Annotated in this window: 17 protein-coding genes and 1 riboswitch; of the genes, 14 read left to right on the forward strand and 3 right to left on the reverse strand. The window is 52.8% G+C overall.

Annotation, left to right across the window (positions count from 1 at the left end; genetic code table 11):
• Positions 1 to 159: 159 nt before the first annotated feature.
• From ACZ481_RS10605 to folE2, 7 genes are all read left to right on the forward strand, one after another.
• The gene (locus ACZ481_RS10605) at positions 160 to 621 is read left to right on the forward strand and encodes a hypothetical protein (RefSeq protein ID WP_464770115.1); all 462 of its coding nucleotides are present in this window, start codon (positions 160 to 162) and stop codon (positions 619 to 621) included.
• A 283-nt stretch (positions 622 to 904) separates the two neighbouring features.
• Positions 905 to 1,657 carry a nickel pincer cofactor biosynthesis protein LarB gene (gene larB, locus ACZ481_RS10610; RefSeq protein WP_464770116.1) on the forward strand — a complete coding sequence of 251 codons (753 nt, stop codon included), beginning with the start codon at positions 905 to 907 and terminating at the stop codon, positions 1,655 to 1,657.
• Between the two features lie 10 nt (positions 1,658 to 1,667).
• On the forward strand, positions 1,668 to 2,876 hold the full coding sequence (larC, locus tag ACZ481_RS10615; RefSeq protein WP_464770117.1) for a nickel pincer cofactor biosynthesis protein LarC: 1,209 nt from the start codon (positions 1,668 to 1,670) through the stop codon (positions 2,874 to 2,876).
• 10 nt (positions 2,877 to 2,886) lie between these two features.
• On the forward strand, positions 2,887 to 3,837 hold the full coding sequence (rnhC, locus tag ACZ481_RS10620; RefSeq protein ID WP_464770118.1) for a ribonuclease HIII: 951 nt from the start codon (positions 2,887 to 2,889) through the stop codon (positions 3,835 to 3,837).
• A gap of 114 nt (positions 3,838 to 3,951) precedes the next feature.
• Entirely contained in the window at positions 3,952 to 5,028 is a 1,077-nt protein-coding gene (locus ACZ481_RS10625) for an HD-GYP domain-containing protein (RefSeq protein WP_464770119.1), read from the forward strand.
• A 30-nt stretch (positions 5,029 to 5,058) separates the two neighbouring features.
• Positions 5,059 to 5,745, forward strand: coding sequence for a 7-cyano-7-deazaguanine synthase QueC (queC, locus tag ACZ481_RS10630; protein ID WP_464770120.1), 687 nt, complete (start codon positions 5,059 to 5,061; stop codon positions 5,743 to 5,745).
• A 32-nt stretch (positions 5,746 to 5,777) separates the two neighbouring features.
• The gene (gene folE2, locus ACZ481_RS10635) at positions 5,778 to 6,566 is read left to right on the forward strand and encodes a GTP cyclohydrolase FolE2 (RefSeq protein ID WP_464770609.1); all 789 of its coding nucleotides are present in this window, start codon (positions 5,778 to 5,780) and stop codon (positions 6,564 to 6,566) included.
• A gap of 89 nt (positions 6,567 to 6,655) precedes the next feature.
• Here folE2 and ACZ481_RS10640 read toward each other — a convergent pair whose 3' ends face one another.
• Entirely contained in the window at positions 6,656 to 6,946 is a 291-nt protein-coding gene (locus ACZ481_RS10640; RefSeq protein WP_464770121.1) for a hypothetical protein, read from the reverse strand.
• A 135-nt stretch (positions 6,947 to 7,081) separates the two neighbouring features.
• Here ACZ481_RS10640 and ACZ481_RS10645 point away from each other — a divergent pair, with 135 nt between their 5' ends.
• Together ACZ481_RS10645 and ACZ481_RS10650 are read left to right on the forward strand one after the other, a co-directional pair.
• Positions 7,082 to 7,930, forward strand: a complete 849-nt coding sequence (locus ACZ481_RS10645) for a ChbG/HpnK family deacetylase (protein ID WP_464770122.1) — start codon at positions 7,082 to 7,084, stop codon at positions 7,928 to 7,930.
• A gap of 50 nt (positions 7,931 to 7,980) precedes the next feature.
• Complete coding sequence (locus ACZ481_RS10650; RefSeq protein WP_464770123.1) at positions 7,981 to 9,519, forward strand: ArnT family glycosyltransferase; 1,539 nt, start codon at positions 7,981 to 7,983, stop codon at positions 9,517 to 9,519.
• 91 nt (positions 9,520 to 9,610) lie between these two features.
• Here the strand turns inward: ACZ481_RS10650 and ldhH are convergent, their stop codons facing one another.
• Both ldhH and ACZ481_RS10660 read right to left on the reverse strand, forming a co-directional pair.
• Positions 9,611 to 11,782: an L-lactate dehydrogenase (quinone) large subunit LdhH gene (ldhH, locus tag ACZ481_RS10655; RefSeq protein WP_464770124.1), complete on the reverse strand. Its 2,172-nt coding sequence runs from the start codon at positions 11,780 to 11,782 to the stop codon at positions 9,611 to 9,613.
• Entirely contained in the window at positions 11,782 to 12,387 is a 606-nt protein-coding gene (locus ACZ481_RS10660) for a LutC/YkgG family protein (protein WP_464770610.1), read from the reverse strand. Before ACZ481_RS10660 ends, ldhH begins: the two co-directional genes overlap by 1 nt.
• Before the next feature lie 219 nt (positions 12,388 to 12,606).
• Positions 12,607 to 12,818, forward strand: a riboswitch (cobalamin riboswitch).
• A gap of 132 nt (positions 12,819 to 12,950) precedes the next feature.
• On the opposite strand from ACZ481_RS10660, the gene cbiD reads away from it, so the two are divergent.
• From cbiD to ACZ481_RS10685, 5 genes are read left to right on the forward strand one after another with little or no spacing between them, the layout of a single operon-like run.
• Positions 12,951 to 14,039 (forward strand): cobalt-precorrin-5B (C(1))-methyltransferase CbiD, encoded by a 1,089-nt coding sequence (gene cbiD / locus ACZ481_RS10665; RefSeq protein WP_464770611.1) that lies wholly within the window; start codon positions 12,951 to 12,953, stop codon positions 14,037 to 14,039.
• On the forward strand, positions 14,024 to 14,650 hold the full coding sequence (cbiE, locus tag ACZ481_RS10670) for a precorrin-6y C5,15-methyltransferase (decarboxylating) subunit CbiE (RefSeq protein WP_464770125.1): 627 nt from the start codon (positions 14,024 to 14,026) through the stop codon (positions 14,648 to 14,650). The genes cbiD and cbiE overlap by 16 nt, the downstream gene beginning before the upstream one ends.
• Positions 14,647 to 15,249: a precorrin-6Y C5,15-methyltransferase (decarboxylating) subunit CbiT gene (gene cbiT, locus ACZ481_RS10675; RefSeq protein WP_464770126.1), complete on the forward strand. Its 603-nt coding sequence runs from the start codon at positions 14,647 to 14,649 to the stop codon at positions 15,247 to 15,249. The genes cbiE and cbiT overlap by 4 nt, the downstream gene beginning before the upstream one ends.
• 22 nt (positions 15,250 to 15,271) lie before the next feature.
• Positions 15,272 to 16,039, forward strand: a complete 768-nt coding sequence (gene cobM, locus ACZ481_RS10680) for a precorrin-4 C(11)-methyltransferase (protein ID WP_464770127.1) — start codon at positions 15,272 to 15,274, stop codon at positions 16,037 to 16,039.
• A 3-nt stretch (positions 16,040 to 16,042) separates the two neighbouring features.
• Complete coding sequence (locus tag ACZ481_RS10685; RefSeq protein ID WP_464770128.1) at positions 16,043 to 17,116, forward strand: cobalt-precorrin 5A hydrolase; 1,074 nt, start codon at positions 16,043 to 16,045, stop codon at positions 17,114 to 17,116.
• Positions 17,117 to 17,118 lie beyond the last annotated feature (2 nt).

Genomic DNA, 17,118 nt, shown 5'->3' on the forward strand with positions numbered 1-17,118 from the left:
GCTGACCGGGGAGGTTTATCCTGCTGCGGCTATAACCTCGCCGCCCCGGCCGGAAAACAAGGCACCGGCGGCTTTGCTATTTCGATGTGACATAATGCTTAGAAACTGAATATCATACACTATAGTGTTCTCAGACGCGCCGCCTTGGGGGTGATGCCATTGTTTTATAACCAGACGGAGGAACTTAATAACCTGCTGGCATTAATGAGAGTACAAAATAACTATATTTATGAGGTGAATAAACTAATCTATAGTGCGGTAGCTGATATGACACTGGCCACTAACCATGAATTTGCCGGGTTTGTTAGTCACTTTTCCGAATTTGTCCGTTATCACTATAACAGTGAGGGCTACAGCCAGGCTGCACAGCTGGTGCAGACCTACCATTATATACTCCTGGAGCGATTGCTTGACAGCCAGGTCCTGGCTGCGGCCGAACAAATAGAGATCGCTATCGGTCATTTGGAAATGGCTGGCCGTGAGACCCTAATCCGGTTAAACCCACAGGTTATGCTGTTAAATCATGGTATGTTATTGATGGAGGAAACGCAGCTCAAAATTATTGAGACGCTGGAAGTGCTGCTGAAAAGTTCTCATCCGGCCCACCAATTGCAGAATTAAAAATAACCCCAAACAGGATTTTGACGGTTAATATTGAATTCTTATAAAGACATAATGCCTGACAATACAGGACATTATGTCTTTATGTTGCGGGGAGAACGGCCACTTTATTGTTTCCCCGGGCGGTAATTTGCTAAGATTATTGCCAATCCGGCTCAGAGGTGTTATTATGCAAAAAGGAACATTTTTCAGCATCAGGTATAAAAAAAACAGGGTCTACATATGTTACGCTTGATTTTACAATTCCGGAAGCAGGGAATGAGACGCAGGACGGGGTGGAGAAGTGGATATTGATTATGTAAGCAGCCTGCTTAAAGAATTTAAGGCAGGCGGTCTCTCACTGGAGGAAGCACTGGAAAAATTAAAGATATTACCGTATGAAGATTTGGAATTTGCCAAACTTGATCATCACCGGCTGCTGCGCCAGGGCTTTGCCGAGGTTGTGTTTTGTCAGGGAAAAACTGTGGAGCAGGTGCTGGCCATTATGGACAGGCTTGCTGAATATAATCGCAGTATCTTAGCGACAAGGGCTACCCCCCAGATGTATGAGGCGGTAAAACAGGCGGTGCCTGATGCCAAATACCATGAACTGGCCAGATTAATCACGATCGAACGCCAGCAGCCGCCAGTGGATCAGGACCGGGTCATATTAGTCATGAGTGCGGGAACGAGCGATATTCCGGTTGCGGAAGAAGCCGCTGTCACGGCCGAGATGATGGGCAATGTGGTTAGACGGGTATATGATGTCGGTGTGGCCGGCATCCATCGTCTCCTCGATCAGCGGCGGCTGATTGAAGAGGCGAATGTCCTGATTGTTGTGGCCGGCATGGAGGGGGCTTTGGCCAGTGTGGTCGGCGGTATGGCGGCAAAGCCGGTTATTGCCGTGCCGACAAGTGTCGGTTATGGCGCTAATTTCGGCGGTTTGTCCGCTCTGCTGAGCATGCTGAACAGCTGTGCGGCCGGAATCGGGGTTGTCAACATTGATAATGGCTTTGGGGCAGGCCGGCTGGCAAGTATTATTAATCATATGAGGTGATGTAAAAGTTATGTCCGCAAATGATAAAGCACTCTATCTGGATTGTTTTGCCGGCATCAGCGGCAATATGCTGCTGGGGGCGCTGCTTGATATCGGGGCGCCGGAAGAACTGCTCCGGACGGAACTGGCCAAGCTGCCGGTAACCGGCTATGACTTGTCAATAACACGGGTTGATAAAGGTGGCATCAGTGCTATCTATCTGGATGTGAAAGTCGATGACGCCGGCCATCACCATCGGAACCTGGCGGAGATAGCCAGAATTATTGAAGAATCGACCCTGGCGGCAGCTGTAAAGGCTAAAAGCAACCAGATTTTTACCCGCCTGGCTGAGGCGGAGGCCAGGGTACATGGTGTTCCGGTCAATGAAATCCATTTCCACGAAGTTGGCGCTGTGGATTCTATTGTCGATATTGTGGGCATCGCCTGGGCTTTGGATTATTTGGGCGTTGAACAGATTTACACCTCCCGGCTCCATGTCGGCAGCGGCTTTGTCAAATGTGCCCATGGCCTGATACCGGTGCCGGCACCGGCTACGGCTGAATTGCTGCGGGGAATTCCTTTTTATCAGGGAGATATTGCCAGGGAACTGGTAACACCGACCGGGGCGGCTGTAGTAGCTGCCCTTGGCAGCGGTTACGGGCCCATGCCTGACGGCTTTGTCAGCAGCCAGGTCGGTTATGGCGCCGGCACCTGGGAACTGGAAATTCCCAATGTTTTGCGGGTATATCTGGGAGAAATGCCGGCAGACGCAGTGCCGGAGCGGTGCGAGGGGCAGGAAGATAAAGGCTACCTGGTGGCAGAGGCCAATATTGACGACCAAAACCCGGAGTTGTACAGCTATATTATGGACAAGCTGTTTGCCGCCGGTGCGGTTGACGTCTGGCTGACACCCATCATTATGAAAAAAGGGCGGCCGGCCACGAAACTGTCGGCCCTGTTGCCGGAGGAGTGCCAGGCCGGGATTGGGGAGATTATTTTAGAAGAAACTACCTCCATCGGAATGCGGTTTTATCCTGTCACCAGGGTGATTGCCAATCGTGAGTTTATTGTGGTGGGACTGCCCTGGGGCGATGTTAAGGTAAAAATCAGTTCATTCCGGGGCAAGATATGCAATGTGGCCCCTGAATACGAGGATTGCCGCCGCATTGCCGAGGAAGCGGGAATGCCGCTCAAGGTAATCCAGCATCTGGCGCTCAAAGAAGCGATGTCATTTTGCTAGAGGGATGCGCATGGAAGGGTTAGCGGCAAGAGTGGCCGCTTTGTCTGAACGTTTTATCCGGGCCGGTTTTACAATAACGGCTGACAAGGCGATCAATTACGGCCGGCAGCTAAGGGTCTCAGCTGGAGAGGCTTCAGTAACTGTCAATATTTATAGCGGCAAAAAAGGCATTACCATTGTCGTGGGAGGCTCCCAGTCCTCCCTTAAGGAAGCAGTAACCGCCCTTACCCAGGGTCAGACACCACTCTGTCCTGCGGCCGGGGCGGAAAAACGGCCGGCGCCAGGCGGCCGCCCGCCTGGTTTTGAAGCAGTAAGGGATTTTGACCATAAGTGGATTGGTCTTGACGAATCCGGCAAAGGTGATTTTTTTGGCCCGCTGGTTATCGCGGCTGTGCTGGTTGATGATCAGTCCGCCGCCAGACTGGCTGCTGCCGGCGTTAAGGACAGCAAAGCCCTGTCAGATGAGAAAACCCGGGCCCTGGCAGCGCGGATCCGGGAGGACTGCGCCGGGAAATTTGTCGAATTGGCCTGGATGCCGGCAGAGTATAATGCAATTTACGGCGAGTTTTGCCAGGCCGGCAAAAATCTCAATCATCTTTTGGCGTTCTCTCATGCCCGGGCACTCGAAAGCCTGCTGGAACGGGAGCCTGCCAGGTTTGCGTTAGCCGACCAATTTGCCCATGAGCGGTTTATCCAGGCTGAGCTTAGGGAAAAAGGCCGGACGATTACGCTGGTCCAAATGCATAAAGCGGAGCGTAATGTTGCTGTGGCCGCGGCTTCGATTTTGGCCCTGGACCGCTTTCTCGCAAGTATGGCCGCCCTTGCCGCCCGCTACGGCATACGCTTTCCCAAGGGAGCGGTCCAGGTTTTGCCTGTGGCCCGGGAGTTTGCCGCCAGATATGGAAAAGATGCCTTACCTCAGGTTTGCAAGGTCCATTTTAAGACTTTTGCGCAGATATAAGGAATAAGGAAACTTTTTAGCAGGAAAAATCGAAATAATGTAAAATTATATTGTTAATATTGTAACTTTTTCGCTAACAGGCAACAGAACGTCAGCGGGCGGGAGGGCTGCAGGGTGGATGGCAAATACCGGATTAAACCATATTCCATTAGCGCTGTTGTGGCCGGCATGGAGCTTGGACGCATGGTGCTGACCCATGACGACAAGGTAATACTTAGTGAAGGCACTATTCTTTCCGAGACCATGATTGCGGGCTTACGCTTCTGGGATATCAGCACCGTCTATATCAAGGAATATTCACCGGCAACGGGGCTGGATTTATCCATTCCCGAAACCGCTGTCCAACAAAAGTTTTATGCTGATTATGAGCATACGGTAAGCTTACTAAAGAACTCTTTCTCCAAGCTGCGTTTTTTTAAAGAAGTACCGCTGGCTGCTATGTGTGAATTAGTGAACAATAATATTGACCCACTTATCAATGCAACCGGTGTAATGAATCATATGCATATGGTCCGCCGGCAGGATGACTATACTTTTCACCATTCTGTCAATGTTGCTGTTATTTGCGGCGTGCTAGGCAAGTGGCTCGGGTATGGGGGCCGGGAATTGCAGGATCTGGTGCTGGCAGGACTGCTCCATGATGTGGGCAAAACCCAGATTCCCCTGGAGATACTAAATAAGCCCGGCAAACTTACCCCGGAAGAAATGGAGATCATGCGCCTGCATACGATCAGGGGCTATCAACTGCTCCGCAATACCCCCAAGGCGCCTAAAGGCGTTATCTATGGGGTGCTTCAGCATCATGAACGATGCGACGGCAGCGGCTATCCTTTAGCTGTTCCAGGTGATAAAATTCACAAATTTGCCAGAATTATTGCCATTGCCGACATCTATGACGCCATGACCTCCGACCGTGTTTATCATCGTAAAATTTCCCCCTTTGCCGTTGTCGAGATTATTGTTGACGAAATGTTCAATAAGCTTGACCCGGCTATCGGCACGGTATTCCTGCATAATGTACGGGACTACTTTGTCGGCAATATCGTGGAATTAAGTGATGGCCGCCAGGGCGAGGTCATTTATCTGGGCCAGTTTATGGCTTCCAGGCCGGTTGTTGTCACCGAGGACCAGGAATATATAGATTTGGAACGCAGTAAGAGTTTAAGTATTATCAATGTTATCAGGGCGTAATGTAAATAACACAGGATAAGGGGAGCGCTTATGAACAAAAGGGCAGTTGTGCTACTATCAGGCGGCTTGGATTCGACTGTATGTATGGCTGTCGCCAACAGTGAAGGCTATGAGCTGTTGCCAATCAGTTTTAACTATCACCAGCGGCATAGCCGGGAGCTGGCAGCCGCAGCCAGTGTGGCCCGGCATTATCAGGTTGACCGCCATTTAGTGATCGAGACCAATATGGAGGCGATTGGCGGCAGTGCGCTGACAGACCCCAGCCTGGCTGTGCCTGCGGGCAATATCAACGCCGCCGGGGTACCTGTCACCTATGTGCCTGCCAGAAATCTGATTTTCCTAAGCTACGCTCTTGGCTACGCCGAGGTAACCGGGGCTGACCGGATATACATCGGTGTCAACGCGCTTGATTATTCAGGCTACCCTGACTGCCGGCCTGAGTTCATCGCTTTGTTTCAGCAACTGGCTGACTATTCCACCAAAGCGGCCACCGAGGATGGCCGGAAAACCAGCATTGAGACACCACTGATACATTTGACCAAACGTGATATTGTGCTGTTAGGGAACAGGCTGAGTGCGCCGCTTCACCTGACAACAAGCTGTTATCAGGGGGGGGATGAGGCCTGCGGCCAATGCGACAGCTGTCTCCTGCGCCTTAAAGGTTTTGCCGAGGCTGGTCTGGCTGACCCTATTTTGTATCGTACTAGGAGTGAATAAAAATGAAGCAAACAGCTCAGGGACGCAACAGCATTAAAGATGTTCAAAACAGCTGCGATGAGCGCGGTATCGCTATTCAAAAGGTCGGGGTCAGTGACGTTCACTTACCGTTTTTAATCAAGACCAAGGGTGGTTCCTTTCAGACAGTACTGGCAAAAATCAAGCTTACGGTTGATCTGCCCCAGGAGTTTAAGGGTACCCATATGAGCCGGTTTATTGAAATTCTCAGCGACTGGAGTCAGAAACCGGTATCTTATAAAGAAATTGAATATATGCTGACAGATACGATTGATCGCTTACATGCGCAGCGCGCGCATATTGATATTCATTTTAAATATTTTATCGAAAAAACTGCGCCGGTAAGCGGTTTCAAGAGTATGCTGGATTATGACTGTATGTTTTCCGGCAGTCTGGCCAGGGGGGAGCATCTGGACTTTATGTTTGGCATTACGGTGCCCTTTACCTCGTTATGTCCCTGCAGCAAGGAAATATCACAATACGGGGCGCATAATCAGCGGGGCATTATGCGGGTAAAGATTAAGCACCAGCACGGCCGCTTTATTTGGATTGAAGACCTGGCCAGCCTGATGGAGCAGCAGGGCAGCTGCCAGGTATACCCGTTGTTAAAACGGGCTGATGAAAAATATGTTACGGAAAAAGCCTATGAAAATCCCAAGTTTGTCGAGGATGTGCTCCGCGATTTAGTGCTTGCCTTGCGCCAGATTGACAGTGTCCAGTGGTTTGAGGTGGAATGTGAGAACTATGAATCCATTCACAACCACAGCGCTTATGCCGCCCATACTGAAAATGTCAGCAGATAAAGCCAGGGAGTTCACTTGGCTGAGCCTGTAAACGAACCGGCGCCGGACCATTCAGGGGAATAGTCCGGCGCCGCCCTTGCTTTATCTGGTTATTCGGCGCTGTAGTCGCCGTGGGCATCATATTTAGCAGTTAAGGTCTGATTAGCCGCCTGGCTTTTGGAATTGCCGGCAGCCGATGTGGCACTGCCCGACTGGGACTGTTTAGCCAGTTTGCCCAATTGGTTCATATCGGCCGAAGTTGCGGAACCGGAAGCAGAAGTTCCGGAAGTGGCAGAGTTGCCGGCCGTGCTGCTGGCGTAGTCGTTGTTGGCATCCAGTTTAGCTGTCAGAGTGCCGTATTGCTGTTTGCTTTCGGCCTGCTTGCTTTGCTTGTTTTGCATAATGCGAGTACCTCCTTGTTTTTTTATTTGGCCTTGTGGCCAATAATAGTATCAGAAATTGGTTATCAAGTCATACCAGGGATTTTTTGCCCGCCTGTGTTGGTGCTTGATGTAATAATTACCTTTGAGGGTGCGATGAAAAAATTAATTATCAACGCCGATGACTTTGGTTTACATGAAAATATTAATCTTGGTATTATTACCGGCCATACGCAGGGCTGTATAACAAGCGCCACCATTATGGCCGGGGGGCCTGCCTTTTTCCATGCGGCAGCGTTGGCAGCCGATTGCCGGTCGCTGGGGGTTGGCGTCCATCTTACCCTGGTCGGTGGGTATCCGGCTGCTAAGCCGGAGCAAATACCGACCCTGATTGACCGGGAAGGCCGGCTTTATGCCAAGTATCCGCTATTTTTGCGGAAGTTCTGCACGGCCGCCGTCCGCCCGGAGGATGTGCGCCGGGAGTTTGTGGCCCAGGTGAAAAAGGTGCTGGCGGCGGGAATTGAAATCACTCATCTTGACAGTCATCAGCATCTGCATGTTGTACCAGGTATTATTGATATTGTTATCGATATTGCCAGGGAGTTTCATATCCGGGCTATCCGGATTCCGGCTGAGCCCCTGTTTTATTTCGGCGGCTTCCGGCCCTCGGCCGGCCGGCTTATCGGCCGGTCCGGCCTCAGTATCTTGGCCGCTCTGGCCCGGGGGAAAGCCAGACGCGCGCGCCTGGCTGTTCCTGACCATTTTTTCGGCATGCTGGCCGGCGGCAGCATGGAGGAGCGGCTGCTCATGAACATCATTGACAGCTTGCCTGACGGCAGCAGTGAGATTATGCTTCACCCCGGCCTGGCTAATGAGGTATTGCAGCCTGTTTTTTCCTGGGATTATCACTGGCAGCAGGAACTGGCCGCAGTGACCAGCCCGCGGCTTGCCGCCGGTCTGCGGCGCTGCCGTGTTTCCCTGGTGTCATTTGCCGGTCTGGCTTAAGGAAGCGACCGGAACGATTTGGTATTTTTAAAATATAACGGGGGACGACCATGGGCAGGCAGTTGGACCGCAATATCTGGCTTGTGTCAGCGATCGCACTATTTATTATGTTTTTTAATTTGGGCGGCATTCCTTTACTTGATCCGGATGAGCCTGTGTATGCCCAAACCCCGAAAGAGATGGCGCGGTTTAATGAGTTTTTGTCGCCGCGGATTTATGGCGAATACTGGTATGATAAGCCGCCGCTGTATTACTGGCTGGTAGCCGGGGCCGGCAAGGTGTTGGGCATGAGTGAATTCGCCGCCCGCTTCCCGTCGGCGTTTTTAGGGGCCGCCGGGGTGCTGGCCCTGTACTTGTTCGGCTGTGAACTGTTTAATAAACGGGCCGGGCTGGCGGGCGCTCTTGTTCTGGCAACAAGCCTGGAATACGTGTATCTGGGTAAGGCGGCTGTTACGGATATGACGCTTACGTTCTGCCTGACCCTTGCCCTGCTGGGGTTTATTACCAAACGCTATTATCTTATGTACATCTTCGCCGGTTTGGCCACTGTCGCTAAGGGGCCGGTGGGTTTTTTGTTCCCCGGGGCCGTAATTTTTCTGTATTTGGCGATTACCGGCCGCTTTCGCCTGCTGGCAGAAATGAAGCTGCCGGCGGGAATGGTGTTATTTGCCGTGATTGGGCTCCCCTGGTATTGGTTTATGTATAGCGTTCACGGCTCTGCCTTTATTGATACGTTTCTGGGGTTTCACAATGTCACCCGCTTTACTTCGCCGGAGCACCCGGAATTAGTCGTCTGGTATTATTTCATTCCCGTGCTGCTCATCGGCTTTTTTCCGTGGACAGCCATCCTGGCTCAGTCGGTATGGGCCTCCTTGCGGCGCGGCAGTCAGGCTGACAGCCGGACATTAGTGTTTCTGAATATCTGGGCGGCGTTTATCTTTCTCTTTTTTTCCATCTGCCAGACTAAGCTGGTATCCTATATATTGCCGCTGTATCCGCCGCTGGCGCTGATTGCCGGCTGGTATATCGACAAAGTCTGGGATTTGCGGGCCAAAATAACGGCCTGGCCGGTTCTGCTTGCCCTATTGTCCACGCTGTTTGCTACCGGTATGGTTGCCGGCATGAGGCTGCTGCCCGGCCTGACATATGCCGCTTTGACGGCAGCGGCGACGCTGGGGAGCATGGCATTGGGCTCGGTAATTTTTATCCGGAAGCGGCAGCCCGGGAAAGCGTTTGGGGTGCAGGTGACAGGCATGGCCCTCTGCTTAGTGGTGATTTTTGGGCTGCTGTTGCCGCCGGCTGCCCCGTTTTTCACGGCCAAATATATTGCGCAGGAGTTTACCGCCCGGTATGACCGCCAGGCGCCGGTTTACGTAATGAAGTTTCTCCGCCCCGGCTTTGCTTATTATACTGATGTTTACGGCACGGAAGTCAAAACCCTGGGACTGGCGGCGGCTGTTGCCGGCGCCCCGGGGTCGGCCTGGTTTGTTGTTCAGCAGGCCGATTACAGGCAGCTGACAGCAGCCGACAGGGACCGGGTTAATATCGTGGCCCAGGTTGCCGACAGAATGATTTTAGTAAAAAAATAGGGAGCTGCGGCTTTATACATTGCTTGCAGGCAAGCAAAAAAGGGCCTTCCGGCGGGAAGGTCCCTTTTTTATTATCCTGTGCAGTAACTTTTTACTCTTTAATATCCTCGGCTAAGATTTCCGCAACATGTTTAATTTTTACCGCCGGCAGCTGTTTGTCAAGGCCGCCCTGAATCTGCATCATGCAGGCCGGGCAGGCCACGGCGATCACCTCGGCGTCACTGGCCTTGATGTTGGCAATTTTCTGCTTAAGGATAGGCATTGACAGCTCGCTGTATTTGACCCCGAACGCGCCGGCCATGCCGCAGCATTTGTCGCAATCTTTCATTTCCACCAGTTCATAGCCCGGAGCGGCTGCCAGCAGCTGCCGCGGTTCAGTGTAGAGGCCGAGACCCCGCTTCATATGGCATGAGTCGTGGTAGGTCACTTTTTTAGGACCGGCTGTTTTGGTCAAGCGGCCGGCTTTTTGGTATTCTCTGGCCACAAAGCTGGTAAACTCACAGACTTTGTGGCCGATTTTTTCAGCCCGCGCCTGCCATTCCGGCTCGTCGGCAAATAATTCGCCATAGGTTTGATGCCAGGTTTCGGCGCAGGTGGGGCAGGCCGAGAGGATGATGTCGGCCTTGGCCGCCTCAAAGACTTCGATATTTTTCCGGGCAATCCGCTTGGCTGTGTCCTTATCGCCCATACCGAGGACCGGTTTGCCGCAGCAGCTTTGTTCCTCCGGAAAAACAATCTCCATGTTCAGGTCCTGGAGCACCTTATATACGGCTTCACCGGTTTCGGGGAAAATAAAATCAATGTTGCAGCCGCTGAAAAAAGCAATCCGTTTGGCCGGTTTATTTATTTTTTTGGTTACTCTGGCAACCCGGTCACGGAAGGGGGAATCAGCGACCGCCGGCAGGCTGCGGTCTTTGGCCATGCCGGCCAGAAACAAAGGCAGATGGCGGATTAAGCGGCCGGTTTGAAAGGGTTTCTGCCCAATAGCGGCCAGGCGCAGCAAGGTATGAAAAACCTTGCGGTTGGCCAGGACGTTTTCAAATACCGCTTTAACGCCGAACGGCAGCCCATGTTCCCGGACGGCTTTAGCCCGGAGCTCCTCGATGAGATGGGGGATATCAATCTTGCCGGGGCATATCTCGACACATTTGCGGCAGCCGATACATAACTCATTGATTTTTTCAAAGTCCCCCATGCTGTTGAGGAAGGCCGTCAGGATGGCGCCGATGCCGCCGGCATAAATATGACCGTACACATGGCCGCCTACCAGCGTATAGACGGGACAAACGTTCAGGCATGAGGCACAGCGGACACATTGGTAGATTTCTTTGAATTTGTCATCACGGGCTGCTTTTAAACGGCCATTATCAAACAGGATAATATGCAGTTCCTTTTCCTGTTCCACCCATTTGCCGTCCTGCTTAACCATTACCGGGGTAACTCCTGCGGTCATGGTCATATAGCTGGTCATCAGCTGGCCGGTGGCGTTGCGCGGCAGGGTGCGCAGGATCGGGGCGGCATCGTTGATGGTGGGGATCAGCTTTTCATAGCCGATGATAACAACATGAATACGGGGCAGGGTAGTTACCAGGCGGGCATTGCCTTCGTTGGTTACCAGGCCGATAGCCCCATTTTCGGCGATGCCGAAGTTTGCCCCGGAGATACCCATGTCGGCCTGGAGGAATTCACTTCTGAGGGCTGTCCGGGCCGCCTGGACCATAAAGGGAATATCAGTGGGAATTTCCTGTTTCAGTTCCCGGGAAAAATAATCGGCAATCTGCTCCCGGTTTAAATGGATGGCCGGCATAACCATATGGGAGGGCTTGTGACCGGCCAGGGAGATAATCCATTCGCCCAGGTCGGTTTCCTTTACATGCAGCCCGGCTGCCTCCAGGTCATGATTCAGGTGAATCTCCTCGGAGGCCATGGATTTGGATTTCACAATCCGTTTTACATTCTTTTCCCGGCAGAGATTGATAAGATATTTTTTCAGGGCTTCACCATCGTGGGCCCGGAACACTTTGGCGCCACGCCTGGTTGCTTCGGCTTCAAATTTAGCAGCCAGGTTGTCAATGTCGGCAACCGCCCCGATCTTCATCTGCCGGACCTGCTCGCGGAGGGCTTCCACATCGGCCACATTCTCATAGGCTTTGGCCCGCGAGACAGGGTAGGCCTCGGCAAAGCGGCCTAAGGCGCCGCGTAATATATCGTCATTCAGTTTCTCTTCTATTTCATTTTTTATATTCCGGTTGTTTGTATTCATTAACAATTACCTCCGTTAACTTCTTCATCAACGGCAATAATGATAAACCGGCTGGGGCCATGCACGCCGATTGTCAGCACCCGCTCAATGTCGGCCGTGCGGCTGGGACCGGTAATGAAACTAATATAACCACGGTCATATACCTTGGAGATTACCTCCATGGCTTCTGTTACACCAGGCACAACATGACCACTGTTCATAAAGGCAACATGAACAGGAGGAAGCATGGAAACCAGGCGGCTTTCAAAGGCCATGGCATCCTGGCAGACACTGCCTGATTCAGCGATGGCAAATTCCACCGCCGAAATGCCAATGTCGGCGCTCTCCGCATGCTCGGCAATGTCGGCCTGGTCGGTGTACAGAGTAACACCAAGCTCGGCCAGGGCGGCATTGATGCCGGCTGCTTGTTGCAGCGGGCTGTTGACAGCTACAATTTTGCGGGCATTTGTGTACTTAACAAGGCTGGTAATGACTGCGGCAGCTTCGGCTGCTGTTTTGACCCGGAAAACCTCAGCGGCGGCGTTTTTGGCCCTGGCCTCAAACTCTGAGAACAGGCTGAGGCCGTCGGCATAGGCTGTAAACGCTTGTTGCCAATGCTCACTCACTTTTTTCAAACTCTCCACTCCCCCAAATAAAAAATTAGATGTTTGGTATGATGGTCTGACCAGTGTAACATTCCGCATGGAGATGAAAAAATCCTGTTTGAATTCGCAAAAAATTGCATAATTTTTGCAATTAAGAGGCTAACTATTAAAATTCATAATTATTCGACCAGCCAGCAGGAAAATACATAACAATAGGGAATTATATTTAGGATAATAATTTGATAAGTGTAGGGAACGGGTGCTTCACGCTTAATAGGGAAGTCCGGTGCAATACCGGCACGGTCCCGCCACTGTATTGGGGATGCTGCTTAAATTTGTGCCACTGGGAAACCGGGAAGGCGAGTAGTCCGGCAAGTCTAGCTTTGGGTTTGGTGGATTACAAGGTCGCGATGAACCAGAGTCAGGAGACCTGCCTGTTCCGGCACATGCCGCTAGTACTTCATCTGATGAAGTACTGGGACCTACGGAAGATAGGCAGGTGTGGGTACAATAATCAGGCAAAAAATTTTCTTGTTTGGTATTTACCCCCTGCTCAAGGGGGTTTTTTGTTGTCTGATAAACCGATGCGCAAGGGGATTACCACCGGGACCTGTGCGGCTGCCGCTGCCAAAGCGGCGGTATTGGCCTGGAAAGGGCAGTCTGTGGCAGCAGTTGAGGTAATTTCACCCCAGGGGGTGGCGCTGGCAGTGCCGGTGGCCGGAAGCTCGGCAATTGCCGGCGGCGGTACGGCCTGGGTGATAAAGGATGCCGGTGATGACCCCGATATTACCAACGGGGTAAAAATTATGGCCGAAATGATGGTAAACGATGAGCCTGGCGTAGTGATTAAAGCCGGGGAAGGGGTCGGGACCGTGACCAAGCCGGGTTTAGCGGTACCTGTCGGTGAACCGGCGGTAAATCCCGGGCCGCGGGCCATGATTATCCGGGCGGTTGGGGAATGCCTGCCGCCGGGCAGGGGCGCGGTCGTGACAATCTCTGTGCCCGGCGGGGAAAAACTGGCTGCCAGGACGCTGAATCCAATCCTCGGGATTGTTGGCGGTTTATCCATTATCGGCACTACCGGTATTGTGGAACCGATGTCCGAAGAAGCGTTTAAAAATTCGCTTGTGCCGCAAATCAGTGTGGTGCAGGCACTGGGCTATGATGAGATCGTGTTTGCCCCGGGCAAAATTGGCCAGGATATTGCGATCAACCGTTATGGCATTCCGGCTGCCGCTGTTGTTCAGACCAGCAACTTTATCGGCCATATGCTGGAGAATGCCGTTAAATATGGTATGCGCCGGGTACTTTTATTCGGTCATCTCGGGAAAATCGTCAAAGTGTCGGCCGGCATATTTCATACCCACAACCGGATGGCTGATGCCAGACTGGAGACACTGGCCGCCTATCTGGCCGCCGGCGGCGCACCGCAGGCCGCGGTCGAGGAGGTTTTGGCCTCCACTACGACCGAGGCTGTCATGCCGATTATAGCCCGCTATAATATGACGGCTGTGTACAAGGTGCTGGCTGAGCGGGCCAGTGCCCGGGCCGAGCGGTATGTGTTCGGCGATTTGACTGTAGGAACCGTGATTGTGACCCTGAAGGGCGAAATACTGGGGCTTGACCAGACTGCCAGGGAAATTGGAGGCCATTTAGGATGGAACATCAGATAATCGTTGTGGGCATAGGCCCTGGCTCGCCTGATTATGTGCTGCCTGTCGCGAGCCGGATTATCGCCGGGGCGAAGGTTTTGGTGGGCAGCAAGCGGGCGCTTGACACATTCGGCTCAGCCCATCAGACCAGGCGGATAATCGATAAGGATGTTGAGGGCGTGCTGGATTTCATCGGGCAGCAGCTTGCCTGTGAGGATGTAATTGTGCTGGTGTCGGGCGATCCCGGCTTTTACAGCATGCTGACTGCCCTTAGGGGCCGGTTCGAACCTACGCGTATCCGGGTTGTTCCCGGCATCAGCTCTGTGCAGCTGGCGTTTGCCCGGCTGGCCGAAGTCTGGCAGGATGCGGCCTTAATCAGCATGCATGGCCGCGAGGCGGCCGATGAGCTGCTCCGATACCGGCCGGGGTATAAATTAGGTATTTTAACCGATCATCAGCATAACCCAGCCCATATTGCCCGTGTGTTGCTGGCGCAGGGGTGGCCGGAAACGGCCTGTGTCTGGCTGTGCGCCAATTTGTCTTATGATAATGAAGCGGTAGCGGCGCTGACCTTGGCTGACACAGCGGCAACCCCCGGGTTCGAACATAGCGTAATGGTGGTGAAGGCATGAACCATAAGCTGGGAATTCCCGACAGTGAGTTTATCCGCGGCGGCATCCCGATGACCAAGCAGGAGATCAGGATTTTAACCCTGGCGAAAGCCGGCATCGGTGCTGCGGACACGGTGATTGACATTGGCGCAGGTACCGGCTCGTTGTCGGTCGAGGCTGCTTTGCTGGCCAGCCAGGGGCGGGTATTTGCCATTGAGCGGGAAGCGGAAGGGGTTGACTTAATCAAGGCTAATGCCGCTAAATTTCAGGCTGCCAATGTGGAGGTCATACTGGGCTCTGCCCCGGAGGCGCTGGCAGGACTGCCGGCGGCTGAGGTTATTTTAATTGGCGGCAGCGGCGGCAGGCTGTCTGAAATTCTCAGTTGCGCCGACGGGTTGTTGAAGCCGGGAGGCAGAATGATTATCACGGCAGTTACGGTAGAGACCTTAGCTGCCGCCCTTGGCAGCATGCGGCAACGGCCTGAATACCAGGTGGAAGCCTGCTGCGTTCAGGTTACCCGGCTCCAGCAGGCTGGCGCCAGCAATATGTTTAAAGCACTTAATCCGATTTATATAATTGCCTGTGATAAAATGGGCAGCTGCCGCAACATTACACAGTGAAGAAGAAAGGAGCACAAGTAAAATGCATGTATTTTTTGTAGGAGCCGGACCTGGCGACCCTGAGCTCATAACCGTGAAAGGGCAGCGTCTATTAGGCCAGGCGGATATTATTATCTATGCCGGTTCGCTGGTAAACCCGGCGCTGCTGTCGCTGGCCAAAAACGGGGCTGTGATTTACAACAGCGCTTCTATGACCCTGGAAGAGGTTATTGCCGTGATGGCGGCGGGGGTTAAGGACCAGAAGCTGGTAGTCAGGCTTCATACCGGTGATCCCAGTATTTATGGCGCCATCCAGGAACAAATGGATGCACTGGCGGCCCGGAATATTACCTTTGAGGTTATACCGGGGGTTAGTTCCTTCCTGGCCACCGCGGCGGCCTTAAAGCAGGAATATACCCTGCCTGACGTGTCGCAAACAGTAATTATTACCCGCCTGGAAGGCCGGACGCCGGTGCCGGAGAAAGAAAAACTGGCGGCGCTGGCCAGCCATGAAGCAACGATGTGTATTTTTTTGAGCGTCCATATGCTCGATAATGTGGTTAAAGAGCTTGTTGACGGCGGTTATCCCTGGGAAACCCCTGTGGCTATTGTCCAGAAGGCTTCCTGGCCTGATCAGCAAATCTTCCGCGGCACACTGGCCACGATTGCCCAGGTTGCCCGGGAGAGCGGGATTGACCGTACGGCCATGATTGTTGTGGGGAAAGTCTTACATACCGATTATGCCTTATCCCGCTTGTACGCTCCTGAGTTTGGCCATATGTTCAGGCAGGCACAGGAGGAGGGTCGGTAGGTTGTGAAGCTGGCAGTCATTTCCGTGACTAATAAAGGGGCTGAACTGGCAGGGCGCTTAGCGCCCTGCCTGGGGGCCAATGTTGATTTATATGTTAAGGCTGGGCGCAATCCGATCAATTCACCGCACTCCTATCAATCCTTAAGTGAGCTGGTTCAGGAAATATTCCCGCGGTATGAAGGGTTTATCTTCATTATGGCAACAGGTATTGTGGTAAGGGTTATTGCCCCCTATGTCAAGGATAAACGGATTGATCCGGCTGTGGTGGTCATGGATGATGGCGGCAACTTTGCCATTAGCCTGCTGGCCGGACATATCGGCGGCGCCAATGATTTGACCCGGCTGATAGCGGCCGCTGCCGGCGCCACCGCGGTTATTACCACCGCTACCGATATTGCCAGCCTGCCGGCTGCAGATGTGCTGGCAGTTAAGCTGGAGCTGGAAATAGAGCCTTTTTCCGCCTTAAAGACAATCAATTCGGCAATCGTCAATGGTGACCGGGTCGTATTTTTTATTGATCATGCCTTACCCGGGTATGAGCGCTATTTTGATTTGGCGGCGAAACAGGGGGTTGAGCTGGCCTGTCTTGATGAGCTTACCTGCCAGGATGGGTACGATGCGGCGGTAATTATCACAGACCGGAATCTTGCTGTTGAGAAGCCTCATCTCTATCTGCGGCCGGCCAGTCTGGCCGTTGGTGTGGGCTGCCGCCGCGGCGCCACCGGCGGGGAGGTCCTGGCCGCGATCAAACAGGCCTGCGGCGAGATCGGCCGTAGTGTCAAGAGTATTGCCGTGATTGGCAGCACGATTGTCAAAGAGCATGAGATCGGGCTCTTGGCGGCGGCGGAGCAACTGGATGTGCCGATTGAATTTTTCAACAATGAACAGCTGGCCCGGTGTATTGAACAAAATAAATTATCATTATCTGATTTTGTTAATGAAACGATAGGAGTGGGAAATGTATGCGAACCAGCAGCAATTCTAACAGGGCAGAGCAGCAACCTGCTGTTGACGAAAACCAAGTATCACAAGGTAACTGTTGCCATTGCGCCGGTAAAATATCGGTGGTGGGAATAGGG

This window comes from Sporomusa intestinalis (assembly GCF_055383785.1).